Source organism: Flavobacterium endophyticum (genome assembly GCF_003634455.1).
In the GTDB taxonomy this organism is placed as follows: Bacteria; Bacteroidota; Bacteroidia; order Flavobacteriales; family Flavobacteriaceae; genus Flavobacterium; species Flavobacterium endophyticum.
In genome coordinates, this window is sequence record NZ_RBLC01000003.1 from 40102 (window position 1) to 57267 (window position 17166).

A 17166-nucleotide genomic window follows, 5' to 3' on the forward strand; every position below is an offset into this window, starting at 1 on the left:
GAAGAAAAAGTTACATTTTTCATAAAAAAATAAGAGCGATTTCCCAATTTGGAGAATCGCTCTTACCACCTAACCAACCATTAAAAACAAAAACTAATTCTTCATGTATTTTTTATAATTCTCAGTATCGATTCCGGCCTTCAAATCGTGCAGCAAGCTATACAATCCGAAGAAGGTCCTATTGATATACAAAAAGTGTTTCGAGCCTCGATTACCATTCATTTTTCGTAGCTTCGAATCTTTGCTGTATTCTTCGCTAAGCTGTGTCATTTCGCCAAAAAATTCTTCATCAGAAAAATCAAAGGCTTCTCTTTGAAAAGGCTTCGTGAACAAATGAAGCAATTGGTGGAACAATTGAGAGAAATAGGCTATCTCTTCTTTTGTATCATCATGTCGCAAGATTTCCAATTCATATAATTTTTCTAAGAAAAGCACCGGATTATCAATAATTTCAGGCTTCGCTAATTCAAAATAAGGAACATAAAAATCTTCTGGAACATGTTTTATACAGCCAAAATCAATTGCAATAAGATTGCCTTCTCCATCAATCAGAAAATTTCCTGGATGCGGGTCGGCGTGAACTTGTTTTAATTGGTGCATTTGGAACATATAAAAATCCCATAGCGCCTGCCCGATCTTGTCGCCTTTAGCTCTATCTTCATTATGAGCCGCAAATTCTGACAAATGCTCGCCTTCCATCCAATCCATCGAAATGATTTTCTTTGAAGATAGTTCGGGATAGTATTTCGGAAATTTCAAATTAACAATCTCACTACAGGCTTCCGCAATAGCAACGCCTTGTCGCAGTTCCAATTCATAATCGGTCTCTTCTAGCAACTTATGTTCTACTTCTTTAAAATAGCGTTCAGAATCCTTGCCTTGGAGATTAAACATCTTGATAGCAAATGGTTTTACGATTGCCAAATCAGAACTGATGCTATCCGCTACGCCCGGGTACTGGATTTTTACAGCCAGCTTTTTGCCGTCTTTTGCAGCCTTATGCACCTGGCCAATACTTGCAGCATTTACTGAATCTGGCGTAAACGAATCATACAATTCTTCGGGAAACATGCCCAGATATTTCTTGAACGTTTTTCGTACCAACGGAGCTGACAATGGCGGTACAGAAAATTGTGCCAATGAAAATTTTTCCACGTAAGCTCTTGGCATGATATTTTTATCCATACTCAGCATCTGCGCTACTTTCAAGGCACTTCCTTTCAAGTTTTTTAAGCCATCATAAATATCTTCTGCGTTATTTTCATTCAGCTTTTCTTTCGTCAGGGAAGGATTTACGATTTTTTCGCCATAATAAGCGATATAGTTGCCCCCCACTTTGAATCCGGTTTTGACCAGCTGTCCGGCCCTTTCGATCTTATTTACAGGTATCTTGTCTAATGTTTTCATGTTTTTATGCTCTTTCTTTCCAGATAAATTTTCCCAAATCAAACAGGCTTTCTAGCGGCGTCGTATCCAATATGTCAAAAGTTGCTTTTACCGCTTTTTCAATCATGATGTCGGTCTTTTCAAATCCTTTTGAAGTATCTTCCAGCCAAAATTTCAATATAAACAAGAACTGAAGCCAAGCACCTTCAGAAAAAACCGGCCTTGTGATTTTTTTCACCTTGCTGTCTTTTTCGGTTTCACCTGACTTTAATATATCTACGATATAATCTTTAAAATGGTTTCGAAGCGATGCCAGCTGTTTTAAATTGCGGAGACCTTCTTTGTTGTCTTTCAATGTATAAAAAATATAGCTCCTGTTCAGCGTCAGAATTTCGAACAGCGTAAAATAAAGCGACAGCAGTTTATTCCTGTTTTCATAGCTTGCGTAATTAGAATCCTTTTGCAGCATACCGACTACGTTATCAAAAAACTTGACCCAGATAGCTTCTTTTACAGCATCTAGCGAATTAAAAAAGGAGTAAAAATCGGCCTCTTCTATCGCATGTTCTTTGCAAAAAAGGTACACATTTTTTGGAGCCTCGTTCTTTTCTAGAACAGCATTCATATAGAGTTCTATCAATTGATCGTCATCAATAAGCTGCTTTTTTGACTTTGGATTCTTTGCTGTTGCCATGATTCTTTTATCTTTTAAATTGTACAGTAAAGATACATTTCAATTATTTCTGAAACATATAAACATCTGTTAAATATCTTTCAAAAAAAATGAACTATTCATTTCACAACCAAATAGATTAAGGCATAAAAAAGGCTGCCTTTACAGACAGCCTTTTAAAATTTATGATTTCAAAATTTAGTTTTTCACCTCATTTTGGGCATCTTGTACCATTTTTTGGTTTGCCGTGATGGCAAATTCCACACGACGGTTTTGTGATCTTCCTTCAGGAGTATCGTTTGTCGCAATCGGATCGGCAATTCCTAATCCTGTAGTATTAAATCTTGAAGCCGAGATTCCTTTGCTTGTTAAATAATTTTTTACAGAAGCTGCTCTTTCTCCAGACAATTTCAAATTGTAATCCGCTGGACCAGTACTGTCTGTATAACCATAAATCTGGATATTCGTGTCAGGGTATGAGTTAAACACAGATACCAATTTATCCAAATTAGCTTTTGCAGTTGCTGTCAAAGTAGATTTGTTCGTATCAAAACGCACAGCATTTTCATTCAATGTCAATTTGATTCCTTCACCTACTCTTTCTACCTCAGCACCTGGCAGGGCATTATCAATTTCTCTTGCCTGTTTGTCCATTTTGTTTCCGATAACGCCACCGACAGTTCCACCGACAACGCCTCCAAGAACAGCTCCAAGAGCCGTATTCCCGCCTTTACCTAAATTGTTCCCTAAGACACCACCAATTACGGCACCTGCCACAGCACCGATTCCAGCACCTTTTTGGGTATTATTTGTGTTTTTTACAGACTCACAGCTCGTAAAAAATGTACCTACAGCAAATAGGCATGCCAATGAATATATTGCAATTCTTTTCATATCGATTATTGTTTTTGGGTTAGTTTACTTTTGTAAATTGATATACGACATCTGTCAATTTTCCTCCTACGTCAATCTTGTCAATCAATTGGAATGAACTTTCAGTCTGGTTTGCGACTGCCAATACATAACCGTCTCTGACTTTTTTTGCTTTTTCGCCAGCGTCAAGAACCTTAAGGACAAATTGTCCGTCTTTGTTAACGAACCATGTGATTGGCGAACTGAATGCTGGACATCCCGTTTTGGTCAATGCCATTTCTCCTTTATTATTATTAGAGATAAATTTCCAAGTACTTCCTACAAAACATTGAGAATCTGCAAGCTGGAATGAATTTACCTTAATGTATTCTGAGCCCGGATAGTTGACAGAGCTAATAACCCAATTTCCTTTTATCGCAACTTGCGAAGACCTATCCGTCTTGGTGTTTGTTATCGATGAAGTTTTGCAGGATGCAAATAGCACGGCAAATACTCCTAATAAGATTAATTTTTTCATAGATTGGTATTTTTAAAGTTTATTATAGTACAAATATACAATGGAATGATTTTGAAATGTTAAAATTTCAATTTTATTATCTTAAAATTAACAATTCAGCCAATTTGTCATTCCAATACTATTTGGTATCCTATTTGAAAATAAAAATCTCGAAAATAATTAACAATATTAATATCAATAGTTTATGACAACAGGAAAAATTAATGTTTCGGTAGAAAACATTTTCCCGCTTATCAAAAAGTTTCTTTATAGCGATCATGAGATTTTCTTGCGCGAACTAGTATCGAACGCTACCGATGCTACCTTGAAGCTTAAACATCTGGCAAACATCGGCGAAGCGAAAGTTGAATATGGAAATCCGATTATCGAAGTAAAAATCGACAAAGAAGGAAAGAAAATCCATATCATCGACCAAGGTTTGGGAATGACAGCGGAAGAAGTTGAAAAGTACATCAACCAAGTGGCTTTCTCCGGTGCTGAAGAATTTCTTGAAAAATATAAAGATTCTGCCAAAGATTCAGGAATCATCGGACATTTCGGTCTTGGATTCTATTCTGCATTTATGGTGGCAGAAAAAGTCGAAATCATTACCAAATCTTTTAAAGACGAGCCTGCCGCGCATTGGGCCTGCGACGGAAGTCCAGAGTTCTCGCTTGAACCTGCTGACAAAACTTCTCGCGGAACAGAAATCATCCTTCATATTGCCGAAGATTCTCTAGAGTTCTTAGAAGAAGGGAAAATTTCTGGACTGTTGCAGAAATACAACAAGTTTATGCCAATTCCGATTAAATTCGGGACAACAACGGAAACGCTTCCAAAACCAGAAGATGCTCCAGAAGATTATGTAGCTGAAACTATTGAAGTGGACAACATCATCAACAATCCGAATCCGGCTTGGACAAAACAGCCAACCGACCTTACGGAAGACGATTATAAAAATTTCTACAGAGAATTGTATCCGATGCAATTCGAAGAGCCGCTTTTCAACATCCATCTGAATGTAGATTACCCTTTTAACCTGACAGGAATTTTGTATTTCCCAAAAATGACAGGCGACCTGCAGATTCAGAAAGATAAAATCCAGCTGTACCAAAATCAAGTCTATGTAACGGATAATGTAGAAGGAATCGTTCCTGAATTCTTGACGATGCTGAAAGGCGTTATCGACTCGCCAGACATTCCGCTGAATGTTTCGCGTTCGTACCTTCAGGCTGACGGCGCAGTAAAAAAGATTTCCAATTACATCACTAGAAAAGTAGCCGACAAGCTAAAATCTTTATTCACTGAAAACCGTGAGGATTTTGAGCAAAAGTGGAACGACATCAAGATCGTATTGGAGTACGGAATGCTTTCTGAACCTAAATTCTATGAAAAAGCTGGCGCATTTGCCTTATATCCTACGGTAGATGACAAGTATTTCACGCTTGACGAACTAAAAGAAAAGACAAAAGATGCCCAGACCGATAAAAACGGAAATCTTGTGATTCTTTATGCCTCTAACAAAGACGCGCAGCACAGCTATATTGCCGAGGCCAAAGCCAAAGGCTATGAAGTACTGCTTTTAGACTCGCCGATTATTTCGCACTTGATCCAAAAGCTGGAAGCTGACAATGAAAAGCTGACGTTTACACGCGTGGATTCTGATCATATCAACAACTTGATCAAGAAAGACGAAGAAACGATTTCTAAGCTTTCTGAGGAAGAAAAAGAAAAATTAAAAACCGAATTGGAAAGCGTTATTTCAGACAAGAAATATTCTGTACAATTAGAAGCTTTAGACAGCCAGTCGGCACCATTCGTAATCACGCAGCCAGAATTTCTGCGCCGTATGAAAGAAATGAGCCAAACTGGAGGTGGCGGTATGTTCGGAATGGGCAATATGCCGGAGATGTACAATTTGGTGGTCAATACCAACCATGAATTGGCTTCTAACATTTTAAATTCTACTGACAAGTCGCACCAAGAAGCTTTAGTGAAACAAGCTCTAGATTTGGCAAAACTATCTCAAAACCTATTAAAAGGCGAAGAGCTGACCGCTTTTGTAAAGAGAAGTTTCGAACTGATCAAATAGTTTTTAGATTACTTATAAAAAATAAACCTGCAAGTAAAATTGCAGGTTTTTTTATTGCTTACATTAACACATTAAAAAAGGCGTCCAACCAACTGAACGCCCTTTTTAAAGAAATTTAACTAACTATTTTTTTACAATTTTTAAAGTGTTTTGATTTCCATCAGTATCTCTTGCTTTTACCAGATAACTGCCTGCTGAAAGCTGAGAAGTATTTAGGTCAACCGACTTACTATCTCCGGCTTGTTGCATTACTTTCTGTCCTAAATAATTATAAACCATTATTTCAGAAATAACAGCCTCCCCAGAAACCGTCAAGACATCGCCCACTGGATTCGGATAAGCTTTAAACTTGATGGCGTCTTTTTCATCCGTCCCTAAAACAACCGCCTGATAGGTTATTGTTACCTTCCACGTATTGTTCGCTACGCGATTGTATATTCCGTTACAGCCTGTCGTTCCATACGTTCTCCAGGCTCTTAGCTCAAATTGTACCGCACCAGTCGCTCCGTTTGCAATAGTAAGATTAGAGCGGTTGTATTGATAGGTCCCTGAAGTATCTCCCGCACCACTTGTTATGGCAGCTTCTTTCAAACCAGTTGTATTACACACTAAGATGGAACGCTGTTCTGACATAAATCCATCCGCAGCTGTCTGCATAGAATAAGAAGTCGCTACAGAGGCAATTTGATAACCAGCAGGAACATTCACAGTCATTACCCCAGGGCAGGCAGTATTTGAGGAAACAGTAATGGTTGTGCTGGTTGTTTTATCCGTAAGAATATCCCCAGTGGTATAGGTTGTAGTGAGCTGTCCTGTCGTAAAACTAGTAGGCCTCCACACTCCTTTGTCTGTTGCACCACAATTGGATCTCACCCAAAAATAATACAGTTGTCCTATGGTTAAATCGTTAAGCGTCACGCTTGTTTGAGTAGACGCCACATTGCCTGTAGGTTCCGTATCGTTATTTGGAGCAGTAGCTGTCAATGAATAATAATAGTCATATCCATTGCTTGGCACAGATGGAGGAGCCGTCCACGAAACTGTCGCTCCCGATGCTGTAGTTACAGCTGATAATCCTGTCGGAGATGGGCATGTTGGCAGTATTTCGGCACTGGCGCTAAATAAGTTGAGAACACCCTCTTCAATTGAAGTTTTAGTAATCGTAATTCCAGAAATCTGCTTCGACTGGTTTGCAGGCAAGATGGCTACTTCCATCTGATAGAGTCTTGGATTTCCAGAGGGACTTTCAACAACGTCATTGGCCAAATTTACTCTCCCGATACCCGAAATTGCTACAGGCAATGCAGATGAATTAAACCAATCCGGAACTGTGGAAGGACTCAATGCTTGGGTTGTATTGTCCGAAAAGTTAATTGTTCCAGAAATTGTCGCCGTACCGCTGCCAGAAGTCAGGAGTAAAAATAGTCGAGATCCTCTAAGCGGATTTGCAAAAACCAGAGTACCGCTTTCATTTTGTGTCGGAATTCGCAACACATTATTAGCCGAATAGGAAGCCATCTGAAATTGCAAGCCTGCAGTTGCCGTACTGTTTATCAAACCATTGATTGGCAAAGCCGTTGCCAAAGGAGTTCCTGCAGCCGTTGCTTGAAAATCTGCGGTAATAAAGGCAAAATTTGCATTATCTACCGCAATAGTCGTTGAGGATGTCGATAAGCCTATTCCGTTTGCTATAACATCTGCATTAAACCCTGAATTCACCTGAAAGGCAACAAATTCTTGTGCTTGAGAAAACAGTGTCAAAAAGAGGGAGGAAAGACATAGTAAAGTTTTTTTCATAAAAAGAAGTTTAGGTTGAAGAAAGAATTAAAAATCAACCATAAAGACTTGTAATTATCATCTTTTTAGTTAATTTACTCGAAACTAATTCTTTTATTTATCAAAAAAAACTACATTTTATTCAAAAACCTACAATAAGAATTATAATCACAAAAAAGTTAAAATTACAGTCAAAACAAAGCAATATGTCGTCTAAAATTAAATTACTGTAAAAAACACGATAGTTGCCTAGGAAGCCACTATAATTGTTTCATTTTCAATATAAAACTTATAAAAATAGGTTTGTGATTTTTTCTTTTTAGCTTGGTTTTAATTCAAAATAAGATGAACAAACCAGAAGTGATTCATTCAATAATCCAAAGTAGAACTGGCTTGTCGGTTTGCTGCAGCTTTTTATCCAAAACCCTCATAAAATCATCCGAAACTGCCGGGCAGCCCCAGCTTAAGGGAGCATACTTTGGGTAAATTTCTTTATCTGAAACAGCGCTCCAAGAATGCAGCACTACCACCCTATCTACTGCATTTTTGTTGGTTTCTTCCAATCCATGCAGCCAATATTTAATCTTGATTCCCCAAGTACTAGAATCCCTTTTGCCGATTTTATATTTGCCCTTTGAAGAGCAATGGCTATCGTCTTTATTACTGAATTTTGCCTTTTCCCATTTAGTATCGTTATCTTCTTTGACATCGCAGCTGCCGTGCGTGACGAGATTCTCATTGCTGATTTGGTTGGTCTTGAAATCATAAACAAAAAATCGGTTCTTGCCAGAATGAATGCTCAAGTCGATCAGAAAATAATAACCTTCATTGAATTTTTTATCCTTGCAGAATTCCCTAGCCTCTTTATGAAACGCGGCATAATCGCGCTTCTTGACAATTTCCTCCGAAACTGCTACCGAAGATTTATCACAGCTTATAAATTGCAAGGCGACAAACAAGAGGATTTTGTGAATCATACAAAATTGGGGGCTTTTAAGTTGAAAGTACATTATTATCTATTAACTAAAATCCTGTTAAAATAGTATCTTTTAATCGCAAAAAAACTTTTAGCAAAAAACTATGCTTTATCTTTGCCCGCTTTTAAAAATTGAAAGAATGTTTGGAAATAAAGTATTGAAAGGAGTTTTTCTTGTAGGCCTAGGCGCTACAAGCTACGGAATGCTGGCAACTTTTGTAAAAATGGCTTACGACCAAGGCTATACGACTGCCGAGGTTACTTCGTCTCAGTTTTTGTTCGGGATTATCGGAATTCTTATCATAAACGCTTTCCAAAAATCAAGAAAAGACAATGTCGTTATCAAAGCGACACGCAAAAATATCACCCACCTGATGATTGCCGGTACCTCTACAGGACTGACCAGCATCTTCTATTACCTTGCCGTTCGCTACATTCCCGTTTCAATCGGAATCGTATTGCTTATGCAGACGGTCTGGATGGGCGTTTTGCTTGAAATGTTTCTAGAAAAAAAGTTGCCTTCAACAACAAAAATAATAGCAGTAATTATCGTCTTGGCGGGTACTGCGTTGGCAACCAATCTTATCAATACCGAAGCTACCCTAGACTGGCGCGGTATTGCGTGGGGATTAATGGCTGCGGCCTCTTTCACGACCACTATGTTTACGGCAAACCGAGTAGCCTTAGGAATATCTTCGGCCCAAAGAAGCTTATACATGCTTTTGGGAGGCGGTATCATCGTGCTCACTTTTGCACTGATTACACAAAATACACCTTTCGATGTCAGCATATTCTTAAAATGGGGAATCGTCCTTTCCCTATTTGGTACCATAATTCCTCCCATGCTTTTGAATGCGGGTTTTCCGCTTACGGGAATCGGATTGGGAAGTATCGTGTCATCGCTAGAACTTCCAGTTTCTGTGCTTATGGCCTTCTTCCTGCTGAATGAAGAAGTCGTATTGCTGCAATGGATAGGCATCGTGCTTATCATTCTGGCAATCGTCATCATGAACGTCAAATTCAAGAAGAAAGAAATTTAATCCTTTTGAAGCCAGAAATTGCCTAAATTCGTAAAAACGCTTTTATGGATTTACCTTGGCATTTATACCTGATGGCCTTTCTATATATTTTGGCCGGACTGAATCATTTCAGAAACCCTAAAATGTATGTCAGGATAATTCCTCCCTATTTCCCTAACCCAAAACTGCTAAATATCTTGAGTGGACTGGCAGAAATATGCTTCGGACTGCTTTTATGCCTGCCTGATTATTCCACGTATGGAGCTTGCGGTATCATCTTTTTGCTTATTGTCTTCCTTCCCGCCCATATCCACATGCTACAAGACAGAAAGGCTAGTTTCGGATTGCCAAAATGGGTTTTGATACTACGCATCCCGTTGCAATTCCTGCTGATCTATTGGGCGTATTTATATATTTAAAACCTTCCTGCTTTTTTAAACGTATACAACAAAATAATTCCATTATTTTGCAGTGGCATTTTACCGTGCCGCCCCAATTGAAAAAAAAATACCACAAACCGTTTAAAATGAGAAGACTATCTCTAAAAACCACTATTGACATAACGTTCCTCGTTATTGTCGTTTGCTTTGCAATGTTGGCCTACTCCATCCACAACCGATCTCAATCTGTAAAGCAAAACAGAATTATTGTAAACCATACCAGCAACATCAACAGCGTATTAGAAAAAGTACTTTCAAGCACGATAGACATCGAAACAGGAACACGCGGCTATACCATTACGGGTGATGAGAATTATCTGGAAGTTTACAATCACGGACATAAAAATCTTGAAATTTGGATTGATTCGCTACGTTCCATGAACGAAACTGATGAACTACAGATCAAAAAGCTCGATACGCTTGAAAAGCTGATTGATTCCAAGAAAAAGATCAGCGCAATGGTCATCCAGGCCCGAAAAGAATCTGGAATGGAAAAGGCCGCAGAGATCGTAAAAAAAGGCCGTGGAAAGGAGGTCATGGATTCAATCCGAAAGTCCATACGCGATTATCAAAACCAAGCGGTTTTGATATTGACTGAAAATCTAAGCCAGACAGAAGAAAACGTAAAGGCCCGAAATAATAATTTCTTTTTGTTTACAGGCATCACTTTTATCATCTTGATTTTTGCCTACATAAAAATCCGGCAGACTACGCAAAGGCTTCTTCTGGATAAGATTATCCAAGAAAATCTGATGGACGAACTTACGATACAGAACCAACAGTTGAATGATTTTGCCAACATCACTTCGCACAACCTAAGATCGCCTGCCTCTAACATTACTGCCCTGATTGCTACCATCGAAGAAAACAGTCCGGTTGAAGAATACCGAATGATTTTCGATATGCTCAAGAAAGTAGCGCAAAACCTGAACGATTCTCTAAATCAATTGATGGAAGTGCTCCATATCAAAAAAAATAAGATTGTCGAAAAAGAACTATTGGCATTCCAAGAAATTTTCTCCAAGATTACCGAATCGCTTCAAGGCGAAATCCTGAAATCCGGCGCGATCATTAAGGCCGATTTCAAAGAAGTTCAAGAAATTGCGTATTCCAGAATCTACCTAGAAAGTATCTTCCACAACCTGATCAGCAATGCGATCAAGTATAGAGCAGAAGACAGGACTCCCGAAATTACGATTCGTTCTGAAAGAAAAAATAATATTGTTTATCTTTATGTCATCGATAACGGACTCGGAATTGACTTATCCAAGAACGGCCACAAAGTTTTTGGCATGCACCAGATTTTCCATAACCATCCCGAAGCCAAAGGCATAGGGCTTTTCATGACGAAAACACAGATAGAAAGCATGAAAGGAAAAATCTCAGTAGCCAGCGAAGTCAATATCGGCACCACGTTTACCGTTATGTTTGGTACCTAAAAACTAAATACTGCAGCCTATGAATGATATCGTAAGTTATTTTTCAACTATTCCTTCACTGCACCGAGGCCTTATTCTCGTTGGAGGTATTGCTATCTTTTGGATGATCGAAAACACATTTCCCTTGTTTCGGTTCGATTATAAAAAATGGAAGCACGCAGGAATCAATATCTTCTTCACGCTGACCACGATCGTCGTGAACTTCATCCTGGCTTTTATATTATTGCTTTCTTCAGAATGGGCCATAAAGAATGATTTTGGCGTCTTGCAATGGCTACCAGAACTGCCGCTTTGGCTCTATACGCTGATCGGCCTTCTGCTGCTAGACCTTATCGGCGCCTACCTTGCCCATTTAGTACAGCACAAGACCCGATGGCTGTGGCATTTCCATCTCATACACCATACAGATACCTGGGTAGATACTACTACTGCCAACAGGCACCATCCCGGCGAAAGTTTTATCCGCTTTGTATTTACCGCCTTGGCTGTCTTGGTTGCAGGTGCTCCGATGTGGCTTGCTTTTTTATACCAATCCCTATCTGTCGTCTTTTCGCAATTCAATCATGCCAATGTTTCGATGCCTGAAAAATTAGACAAATACATCAGCTATATTATCGTTTCGCCAAACATGCATAAGGTGCACCACCATTATATGCTGCCTTATACCGATTCGAATTACGGCAATATCTTTTCTCTCTGGGACAGGCTTTTCGGCACTTTCACCTCCCTTCCGAAAGAAGAGATCATCTATGGCGTCGATACGCACATGCAGCCATCCGAAAACAACCGTCTTTCTAATTTGATCAAAATCCCGTTCCAAAAGCACAGGTCGCCTCAAAACAATCCCAAATAAAAAAATTTATGCCTGCTTGAAAAAGTAATTATTTTTTTTCTTAATATTGATTAACAATTAAAAAACGTATACAACTATTTTATCTGAATTAATTTTCATGTAATGAAGAAAGGCAAAAACATTGAGCTGACTTGGGAGGAAAATGAAAAGCTTGTTACATTGGCTTTAGAAGAAAGAAATCCTTTTGAGATTATTAAAAAAGAGTTAGGATTAGCCGAAAAAGAGGTAATCGAAATTATGAAAAAGAAACTTACCGCAGATAAATTCGAGCTGTGGAAGAAGAAAGCAATGGCCAGCAAACCAAAACCAAAACCGCCCAAAATTGATGATTTTGACGATGATTTAGATGGCAAATACTACATCAAGAATAAATTTGATTAACATATATTACCCTTAAAAATATTCCTTTTCGGAATATTTTTTTTGCCTTATCGCAAAATAATTCGAAACTAAAATTAATTTTATTTAAGTTTGCATTAATAAAGTTAATATTTATATTAATTAATTTTAGTTTTATGACGCCAAAGCTTCCTATTCATTGCCCCAGCTGCAGCGATTCCCTTTCGGTCTCCCAGCTCAAATGCGAGAATTGCCAGACTACCGTTTCGGGCCACTACTCGCTTCCCTTCTATCTCCAGCTTTCGGAAGAAGAACAAAACTTTATCCTCCAATTTTTCCTGACCAGCGGCAGCCTTAAAGAAATGGCTGTACAGATGGGCAATAGCTACCCCACTGTCAGGAACAAGCTAGACGATATTATTGAAAAGATAAAAAAACTTAAATCTGAAAACCCATGAAAAAACTACTACTCAATCCTTTTGAAAATACTTCCGAAACAAAACTTCTTTTCTTTGGATTAGCACTGACAGCTGCTGGAAGCTATCTCGCCTATCTTTTCAATGGAAGATACGACGGCGTTATCGATCTCCATTTTACCGGAACCGTAACCTTATTACAGCCTTTTCTAGACAACCTGATCAATATTGCCTGCCTAGCATCGGCCTTGTTTCTTACCGGAAAGCTAATCAACAAAAAGACCCGTTTTATCGACATCTTGAATCCGGTGCTCATTGCCCGTGTGCCTTTTTACCTATTGACGCTTACAAACTTCAACAGCTTTATTTCCGACATCACAGAAAGCCTGCTTGAAAAGATAGACCTAAAAAATATGCCGACTGATATAGACATAGCGCCTTCAAGTGTTTTAATGCTCACCCTGTTTTCACTGCTTGCCATTATCTGCATCATCTGGTTTGTCATCCTGCTGTACAACGGCTTTAAGATTGCGGCCAACAGCAAGACAAGCCTGCATAAAGTATATTTTGCACTGTCGATTCTTGCGGCAGAAATCATTTCCGGAATTGCCATCTCACTTTTAAACTATTAGATCATGATCAAAAAAATACTTGCATTTAGCTTTGCCCTATTCTCGGCCATTGCTGCTTTTTCTCAAGAAAGCAAATTCACAACAGAAGAAATCGCTGTCAGTACTATGCTTAACGGAACTTTATACAAACCGGAAAAGGCATCCAAAAAAACAGACCTTATCATCCTAATTGCAGGTTCTGGACCGACAGACAGGGACGGAAACCAGCCTGGAGCTTCAAGCAATTCCCTGAAATTTTTAGCCGAAGGATTGGCCAAAAAAGAATACGCCGTTTACAGTTTTGACAAAAGAGTGATTGCCGAAATAAAGTCAGGAAACCTTGACGAGTCCAAATCCAATTTTGACATCCAGATCCAAGACGTAAAGGATATCGTTTCCTATTTCAAGGCCAAAAAACAGTTCAGGAAGATTATCATTGCCGGCCATAGCGAAGGCTCACTAATCGGGATGAATGCAGCCACAGCCAACACCGATGCTTTTATTTCACTGGCAGGCGCCGGAAGACCTATTGACGAGGTTTTGGTAGAACAGATCGGAAAGAGGGCTCCTATGCTAAAAGAAGAAACCGCCAAAAGCCTTGAGCTGCTCAAAAAAGGAGAAACCTTTGAATCCAAAAACCCAATGCTGGCAGGCCTTTTCAGAAAAAGCGTACAGCCTTATATGATTTCTTGGCTAAAACACAATCCGCAAGAAGAAATCAAAAAACTTGCTATTCCTATTCTGATTATCAACGGAACCAAAGACATTCAAGTTTCGGTTCAAGATGCCGAGCTGTTGCACAAAGCCAATCCTAAATCAGAACTGGTACTAATCGAAAACATGAACCATATCTTTAAAGAAATCAAGGGAGACGAGACGGAAAACATGCAAAGCTATACCAATCCAGACCTTCCGGTGATGCCCGAACTTATTGAAAAAATTACTATCTTTCTCAAAAAAGTGTAATTCTTTCTTAAATAAAACCTAAAGCTGTAACAAAAGACAAGCTCAAGGCACTTATCTAGGACAAAATAAAAGATAATGAGAAAAATAGTTTATTCACTGGCCGTTGCCGCATTGCTATGGAGCTGCAAGCCATCTGAAAATGTAGTTTCCAATACTGCAAAAAATGAAGTCCAGGTACAGATCGACCTTACCAATATCAAAGACGATAAAGTAATGGTCACGGTCACGCCGCCAGCGATTAAATCTGAAAAAATAGCCTATCATCTTCCGAAAATAATCCCAGGAACCTATTCTGAAGATGATTATGGGAAGTTCCTAGAAAACGTAAAAGCCTACGACGCCAAAGGCAATACTTTGGTTGTAGCCAAAGTAGACGACAACTCATGGACGATCAGCGATGCCAAAAAACTGGCCAAATTGACCTATTGGGTAAATGACACCTATGATATTGAAGGAACACACGATATCTTTTCGCCAGCCGGAACCAACATCGAGGCAGGAAAAAATATCATGCTGAACACCCACGGTTTCGTCGGCTATTTCAAAGAATTTGTAGAAACACCTTACCAAGTAAGCATTGCGCATCCGGCAACCTTATGGGGCGCCACATCGATGACCGACAAGGATGCTGCAGACACCAACGACGTATTCACGGTTTCCAGATACTCTGAGCTGGTAGAGAACCCAATTATGTATTCCAAACCAGACTACACTACGTTTACCGTAAATGGTATGGAAATCCTGATTGCTGTTTATTCTCCAAATGGCGTGTTTACAGCCGAAAGCATCACGCCGGAAATGAAGACGATGATGACGGCCCAGAAAAATTTCTTAGGAAAATTCAATTCTACTAAAAAATACAGCGTGCTGATCTACTTGTCAGATACGTCACGAAAAGACGCCCAAGGTTTTGGAGCGCTGGAACATCCTACCGCTACGACTGTGGTAATGCCAGAAGCCATGCCAAAAGAACAATTGGCAGAACAATTGAAAGATGTCGTTTCGCACGAATTCTTCCATATCGTGACTCCGCTGACGATACACTCTAAAGAAATACAGTTTTTCGATTACAACAATCCAAAAATGTCAGAACATTTGTGGATGTATGAAGGCGTTACCGAATATTTTGCTAACCTGTTCCAAGTCAACCAAGGCTTGATTACAGAAGACGAATTTTACCAAAGGATGGCTACCAAGATTGCCAATGCTTCGACTATGGACGATACGATGCCATTTACCAAAATGAGCTCATCAGTATTGCAAAAGCCTTACAAAGACCAATACCAGAACGTCTATGAAAAAGGTGCGCTGATTGCCATGTGCCTTGACATACAGATTCGCCAAGATAGCAACGGACAAAGAGGCATTCTTGACCTGATGCAGAAGCTTTCTAACGAATACGGAACTCAAAAAGCATTTGACGACACCGAACTTTTCGACAAGATCGAATCGCTGACTTCTCCTGAAGTAAGAAAGTTCCTCGATACCTATGTAGCGGGACCGACACCGATTCCGTACGATGTTTATTTTGCCAAAATGGGCGTTACCAAAGCAATGACCCAAGTTGCCGGCAATGTATTCCTCAAAGGACAGGAGCCAAATTTCTCGATAAATCCGCAGACCAAAGAAATCTATGTCCTTCCAGGTGCCGAGAATCTTGATTTCTACAAAAGCCTAGGCATCAAGCCCAACGATATCATAAGCGAAATCAACGGTACCAAATACAATCTCGATAACATATACGACATGATTATTGGCAGTATCGCGTGGAAAGAAAACGACCCGATTACAGTAAAGATAAAGCGCGGCGGCAAAGAAATGCTGCTAAAAGGAACCGTAAAGCTTCCGCATGATGAAATTGAAGGCTTTCAGGCTACTGACGCCAGCAAGGCAAAACTTAGAGAGGCTTGGCTAAAAGGATAATTTAGCCTCTGTCAGAAAACTAATCCCCAATTTAAAATCTAGATTGGGGATTTTTTTATTATTTTGCCGCGAATTAGAAATTTTGGAAACTGCCTGAAAGGCTGTCCATAAGAAAACACCCAGACCAATTATGAAAAAAATAGTGTTTGCTTTAGCAGCATTAGCCATCATCTCTTGTAAGGAAGAGAAAAAAGCAACAGGAAATCTCCACATCAAAGGTAATGTAGAAGGACTCACACAAGGAACGCTTTATATCCAAAAGATGGGCGACAGTACCTTAGTTCCGGTCGACACGATTAACATCAAAGGAAATTCCAATTTTGAAAGCCACCTGCAGATCGACTCGCCAGAAATGCTCTATCTTTTTCTAGACCGCGGAGAAACCAACAGTATCGACAACAACCTGATGTTTTTTGCCGAGCCTGGCAATATGACCATAAACACTACATTAGCTTCTTTCTTTGCTAATGCCAAGATAACCGGTTCTAAAAACCAAAAGCTGTTTGAAGACTACAAAAAGATCATGAGCCGCTTTACGAGCAACCAGCTCGCGTTAACCGAGCAGAAGCTGCGTGCCTTGCAGTTCAATCGCGAAGCCCCTGCAGACATCGAAAAGAAAAACGACGAAAACATCAAAAAGAAATACCTGTTTGCCATCAACTTTGCGCTAAACAACAAAGACCATGAAGTCGCTCCTTATATTGCTTTGGCTGACATTTATGACGCCAACATTAAATACTTGGATACGATCAACAAATCGATGACTCCAAAAGTAGCCCAATCCAAATATGGAAAGATGCTTACGAAATATATAGCCGACAGAAAAAAGAGCGGAGAGTAAACAAAAAAACGTCTTGAAAATTCAAGACGTTTTTTTTATCCATTTTA

Annotated in this window: 17 protein-coding genes; 11 read left to right on the forward strand and 6 right to left on the reverse strand. The window is 39.3% G+C overall.

Going from position 1 to position 17166, the window contains the following annotated elements; translation table 11 throughout:
- Positions 1–93 precede the first annotated feature (93 nt).
- From CLV94_RS11560 to CLV94_RS11575, 4 genes are all read right to left on the reverse strand, one after another.
- Complete coding sequence (locus CLV94_RS11560; RefSeq protein WP_121376936.1) at positions 94–1407, reverse strand: ABC1 kinase family protein; 1314 nt, start codon at positions 1405–1407, stop codon at positions 94–96.
- Between the two features lie 4 nt (positions 1408–1411).
- Positions 1412–2080: a TetR family transcriptional regulator C-terminal domain-containing protein gene (locus CLV94_RS11565; RefSeq protein ID WP_121376661.1), complete on the reverse strand. Its 669-nt coding sequence runs from the start codon at positions 2078–2080 to the stop codon at positions 1412–1414.
- A gap of 177 nt (positions 2081–2257) precedes the next feature.
- The gene (locus tag CLV94_RS11570) at positions 2258–2953 is read right to left on the reverse strand and encodes an OmpA family protein (protein ID WP_121376662.1); all 696 of its coding nucleotides are present in this window, start codon (positions 2951–2953) and stop codon (positions 2258–2260) included.
- A gap of 19 nt (positions 2954–2972) precedes the next feature.
- On the reverse strand, positions 2973–3449 hold the full coding sequence (locus CLV94_RS11575; protein WP_121376663.1) for a lipocalin family protein: 477 nt from the start codon (positions 3447–3449) through the stop codon (positions 2973–2975).
- Between the two features lie 184 nt (positions 3450–3633).
- On the opposite strand from CLV94_RS11575, the gene htpG reads away from it, so the two are divergent.
- Positions 3634–5520: a molecular chaperone HtpG gene (gene htpG, locus CLV94_RS11580; protein WP_121376664.1), complete on the forward strand. Its 1887-nt coding sequence runs from the start codon at positions 3634–3636 to the stop codon at positions 5518–5520.
- Between the two features lie 123 nt (positions 5521–5643).
- Here htpG and CLV94_RS11585 read toward each other — a convergent pair whose 3' ends face one another.
- Together CLV94_RS11585 and CLV94_RS11590 are read right to left on the reverse strand one after the other, a co-directional pair.
- The gene (locus CLV94_RS11585) at positions 5644–7317 is read right to left on the reverse strand and encodes a T9SS type A sorting domain-containing protein (RefSeq protein WP_121376665.1); all 1674 of its coding nucleotides are present in this window, start codon (positions 7315–7317) and stop codon (positions 5644–5646) included.
- A gap of 344 nt (positions 7318–7661) precedes the next feature.
- Positions 7662–8273, reverse strand: coding sequence for a murein L,D-transpeptidase catalytic domain-containing protein (locus tag CLV94_RS11590; protein ID WP_121376666.1), 612 nt, complete (start codon positions 8271–8273; stop codon positions 7662–7664).
- Positions 8274–8412: 139 nt separating this feature from the next.
- Between CLV94_RS11590 and CLV94_RS11595 the strand changes: the two genes are divergently transcribed.
- The 10 genes from CLV94_RS11595 (at position 8413) to CLV94_RS11645 (ending at position 17119) form a co-directional block, all read left to right on the forward strand.
- The gene (locus CLV94_RS11595; RefSeq protein WP_121376667.1) at positions 8413–9312 is read left to right on the forward strand and encodes an EamA family transporter; all 900 of its coding nucleotides are present in this window, start codon (positions 8413–8415) and stop codon (positions 9310–9312) included.
- 44 nt (positions 9313–9356) lie between these two features.
- Positions 9357–9710 (forward strand): DoxX family protein, encoded by a 354-nt coding sequence (locus CLV94_RS11600; RefSeq protein ID WP_121376937.1) that lies wholly within the window; start codon positions 9357–9359, stop codon positions 9708–9710.
- Positions 9711–9817: 107 nt separating this feature from the next.
- The gene (locus CLV94_RS11605) at positions 9818–11170 is read left to right on the forward strand and encodes a sensor histidine kinase (protein WP_170148789.1); all 1353 of its coding nucleotides are present in this window, start codon (positions 9818–9820) and stop codon (positions 11168–11170) included.
- Between the two features lie 19 nt (positions 11171–11189).
- The gene (locus CLV94_RS11610; RefSeq protein ID WP_121376669.1) at positions 11190–12023 is read left to right on the forward strand and encodes a sterol desaturase family protein; all 834 of its coding nucleotides are present in this window, start codon (positions 11190–11192) and stop codon (positions 12021–12023) included.
- A 102-nt stretch (positions 12024–12125) separates the two neighbouring features.
- Positions 12126–12404, forward strand: a complete 279-nt coding sequence (locus CLV94_RS11615; RefSeq protein ID WP_121376670.1) for a DUF2805 domain-containing protein — start codon at positions 12126–12128, stop codon at positions 12402–12404.
- Positions 12405–12538: 134 nt separating this feature from the next.
- A complete protein-coding gene (locus CLV94_RS11620) occupies positions 12539–12820 on the forward strand; it encodes a DUF2089 family protein (RefSeq protein WP_121376671.1) in 282 nt (93 codons plus the stop codon).
- Entirely contained in the window at positions 12817–13410 is a 594-nt protein-coding gene (locus CLV94_RS11625; RefSeq protein ID WP_121376672.1) for a hypothetical protein, read from the forward strand. Before CLV94_RS11620 ends, CLV94_RS11625 begins: the two co-directional genes overlap by 4 nt.
- Positions 13411–13413: 3 nt before the next feature.
- On the forward strand, positions 13414–14355 hold the full coding sequence (locus tag CLV94_RS11630; RefSeq protein WP_121376673.1) for an alpha/beta hydrolase family protein: 942 nt from the start codon (positions 13414–13416) through the stop codon (positions 14353–14355).
- A gap of 75 nt (positions 14356–14430) precedes the next feature.
- Complete coding sequence (locus CLV94_RS11635) at positions 14431–16278, forward strand: M61 family metallopeptidase (RefSeq protein ID WP_121376674.1); 1848 nt, start codon at positions 14431–14433, stop codon at positions 16276–16278.
- Between the two features lie 130 nt (positions 16279–16408).
- Positions 16409–17119 (forward strand): DUF4369 domain-containing protein, encoded by a 711-nt coding sequence (locus CLV94_RS11645; RefSeq protein ID WP_121376676.1) that lies wholly within the window; start codon positions 16409–16411, stop codon positions 17117–17119.
- The last annotated feature ends 47 nt before the right edge of the window (positions 17120–17166 follow it).

Bases quoted from the DNA above. Each gene is read 5' to 3' on its own strand.
- CLV94_RS11630 (WP_121376673.1), top strand. From the start codon at position 13,414: ATGATCAAAAAAATACTTGCATTTAGCTTTGCCCTATTCTCGGCCATT.
- CLV94_RS11610 (WP_121376669.1), top strand. From the start codon at position 11,190: ATGAATGATATCGTAAGTTATTTTTCAACTATTCCTTCACTGCACCGA.
- CLV94_RS11585 (WP_121376665.1), bottom strand. From the start codon at position 7,317: ATGAAAAAAACTTTACTATGTCTTTCCTCCCTCTTTTTGACACTGTTT.
- CLV94_RS11625 (WP_121376672.1), top strand. From the start codon at position 12,817: ATGAAAAAACTACTACTCAATCCTTTTGAAAATACTTCCGAAACAAAA.
- CLV94_RS11560 (WP_121376936.1), bottom strand. From the start codon at position 1,407: ATGAAAACATTAGACAAGATACCTGTAAATAAGATCGAAAGGGCCGGA.
- CLV94_RS11595 (WP_121376667.1), top strand. From the start codon at position 8,413: ATGTTTGGAAATAAAGTATTGAAAGGAGTTTTTCTTGTAGGCCTAGGC.
- CLV94_RS11615 (WP_121376670.1), top strand. From the start codon at position 12,126: ATGAAGAAAGGCAAAAACATTGAGCTGACTTGGGAGGAAAATGAAAAG.
- CLV94_RS11645 (WP_121376676.1), top strand. From the start codon at position 16,409: ATGAAAAAAATAGTGTTTGCTTTAGCAGCATTAGCCATCATCTCTTGT.
- CLV94_RS11565 (WP_121376661.1), bottom strand. From the start codon at position 2,080: ATGGCAACAGCAAAGAATCCAAAGTCAAAAAAGCAGCTTATTGATGAC.
- CLV94_RS11635 (WP_121376674.1), top strand. From the start codon at position 14,431: ATGAGAAAAATAGTTTATTCACTGGCCGTTGCCGCATTGCTATGGAGC.
- htpG (WP_121376664.1), top strand. From the start codon at position 3,634: ATGACAACAGGAAAAATTAATGTTTCGGTAGAAAACATTTTCCCGCTT.
- CLV94_RS11570 (WP_121376662.1), bottom strand. From the start codon at position 2,953: ATGAAAAGAATTGCAATATATTCATTGGCATGCCTATTTGCTGTAGGT.
- CLV94_RS11620 (WP_121376671.1), top strand. From the start codon at position 12,539: ATGACGCCAAAGCTTCCTATTCATTGCCCCAGCTGCAGCGATTCCCTT.
- CLV94_RS11590 (WP_121376666.1), bottom strand. From the start codon at position 8,273: ATGATTCACAAAATCCTCTTGTTTGTCGCCTTGCAATTTATAAGCTGT.
- CLV94_RS11605 (WP_170148789.1), top strand. From the start codon at position 9,818: ATGAGAAGACTATCTCTAAAAACCACTATTGACATAACGTTCCTCGTT.
- CLV94_RS11575 (WP_121376663.1), bottom strand. From the start codon at position 3,449: ATGAAAAAATTAATCTTATTAGGAGTATTTGCCGTGCTATTTGCATCC.
- CLV94_RS11600 (WP_121376937.1), top strand. From the start codon at position 9,357: ATGGATTTACCTTGGCATTTATACCTGATGGCCTTTCTATATATTTTG.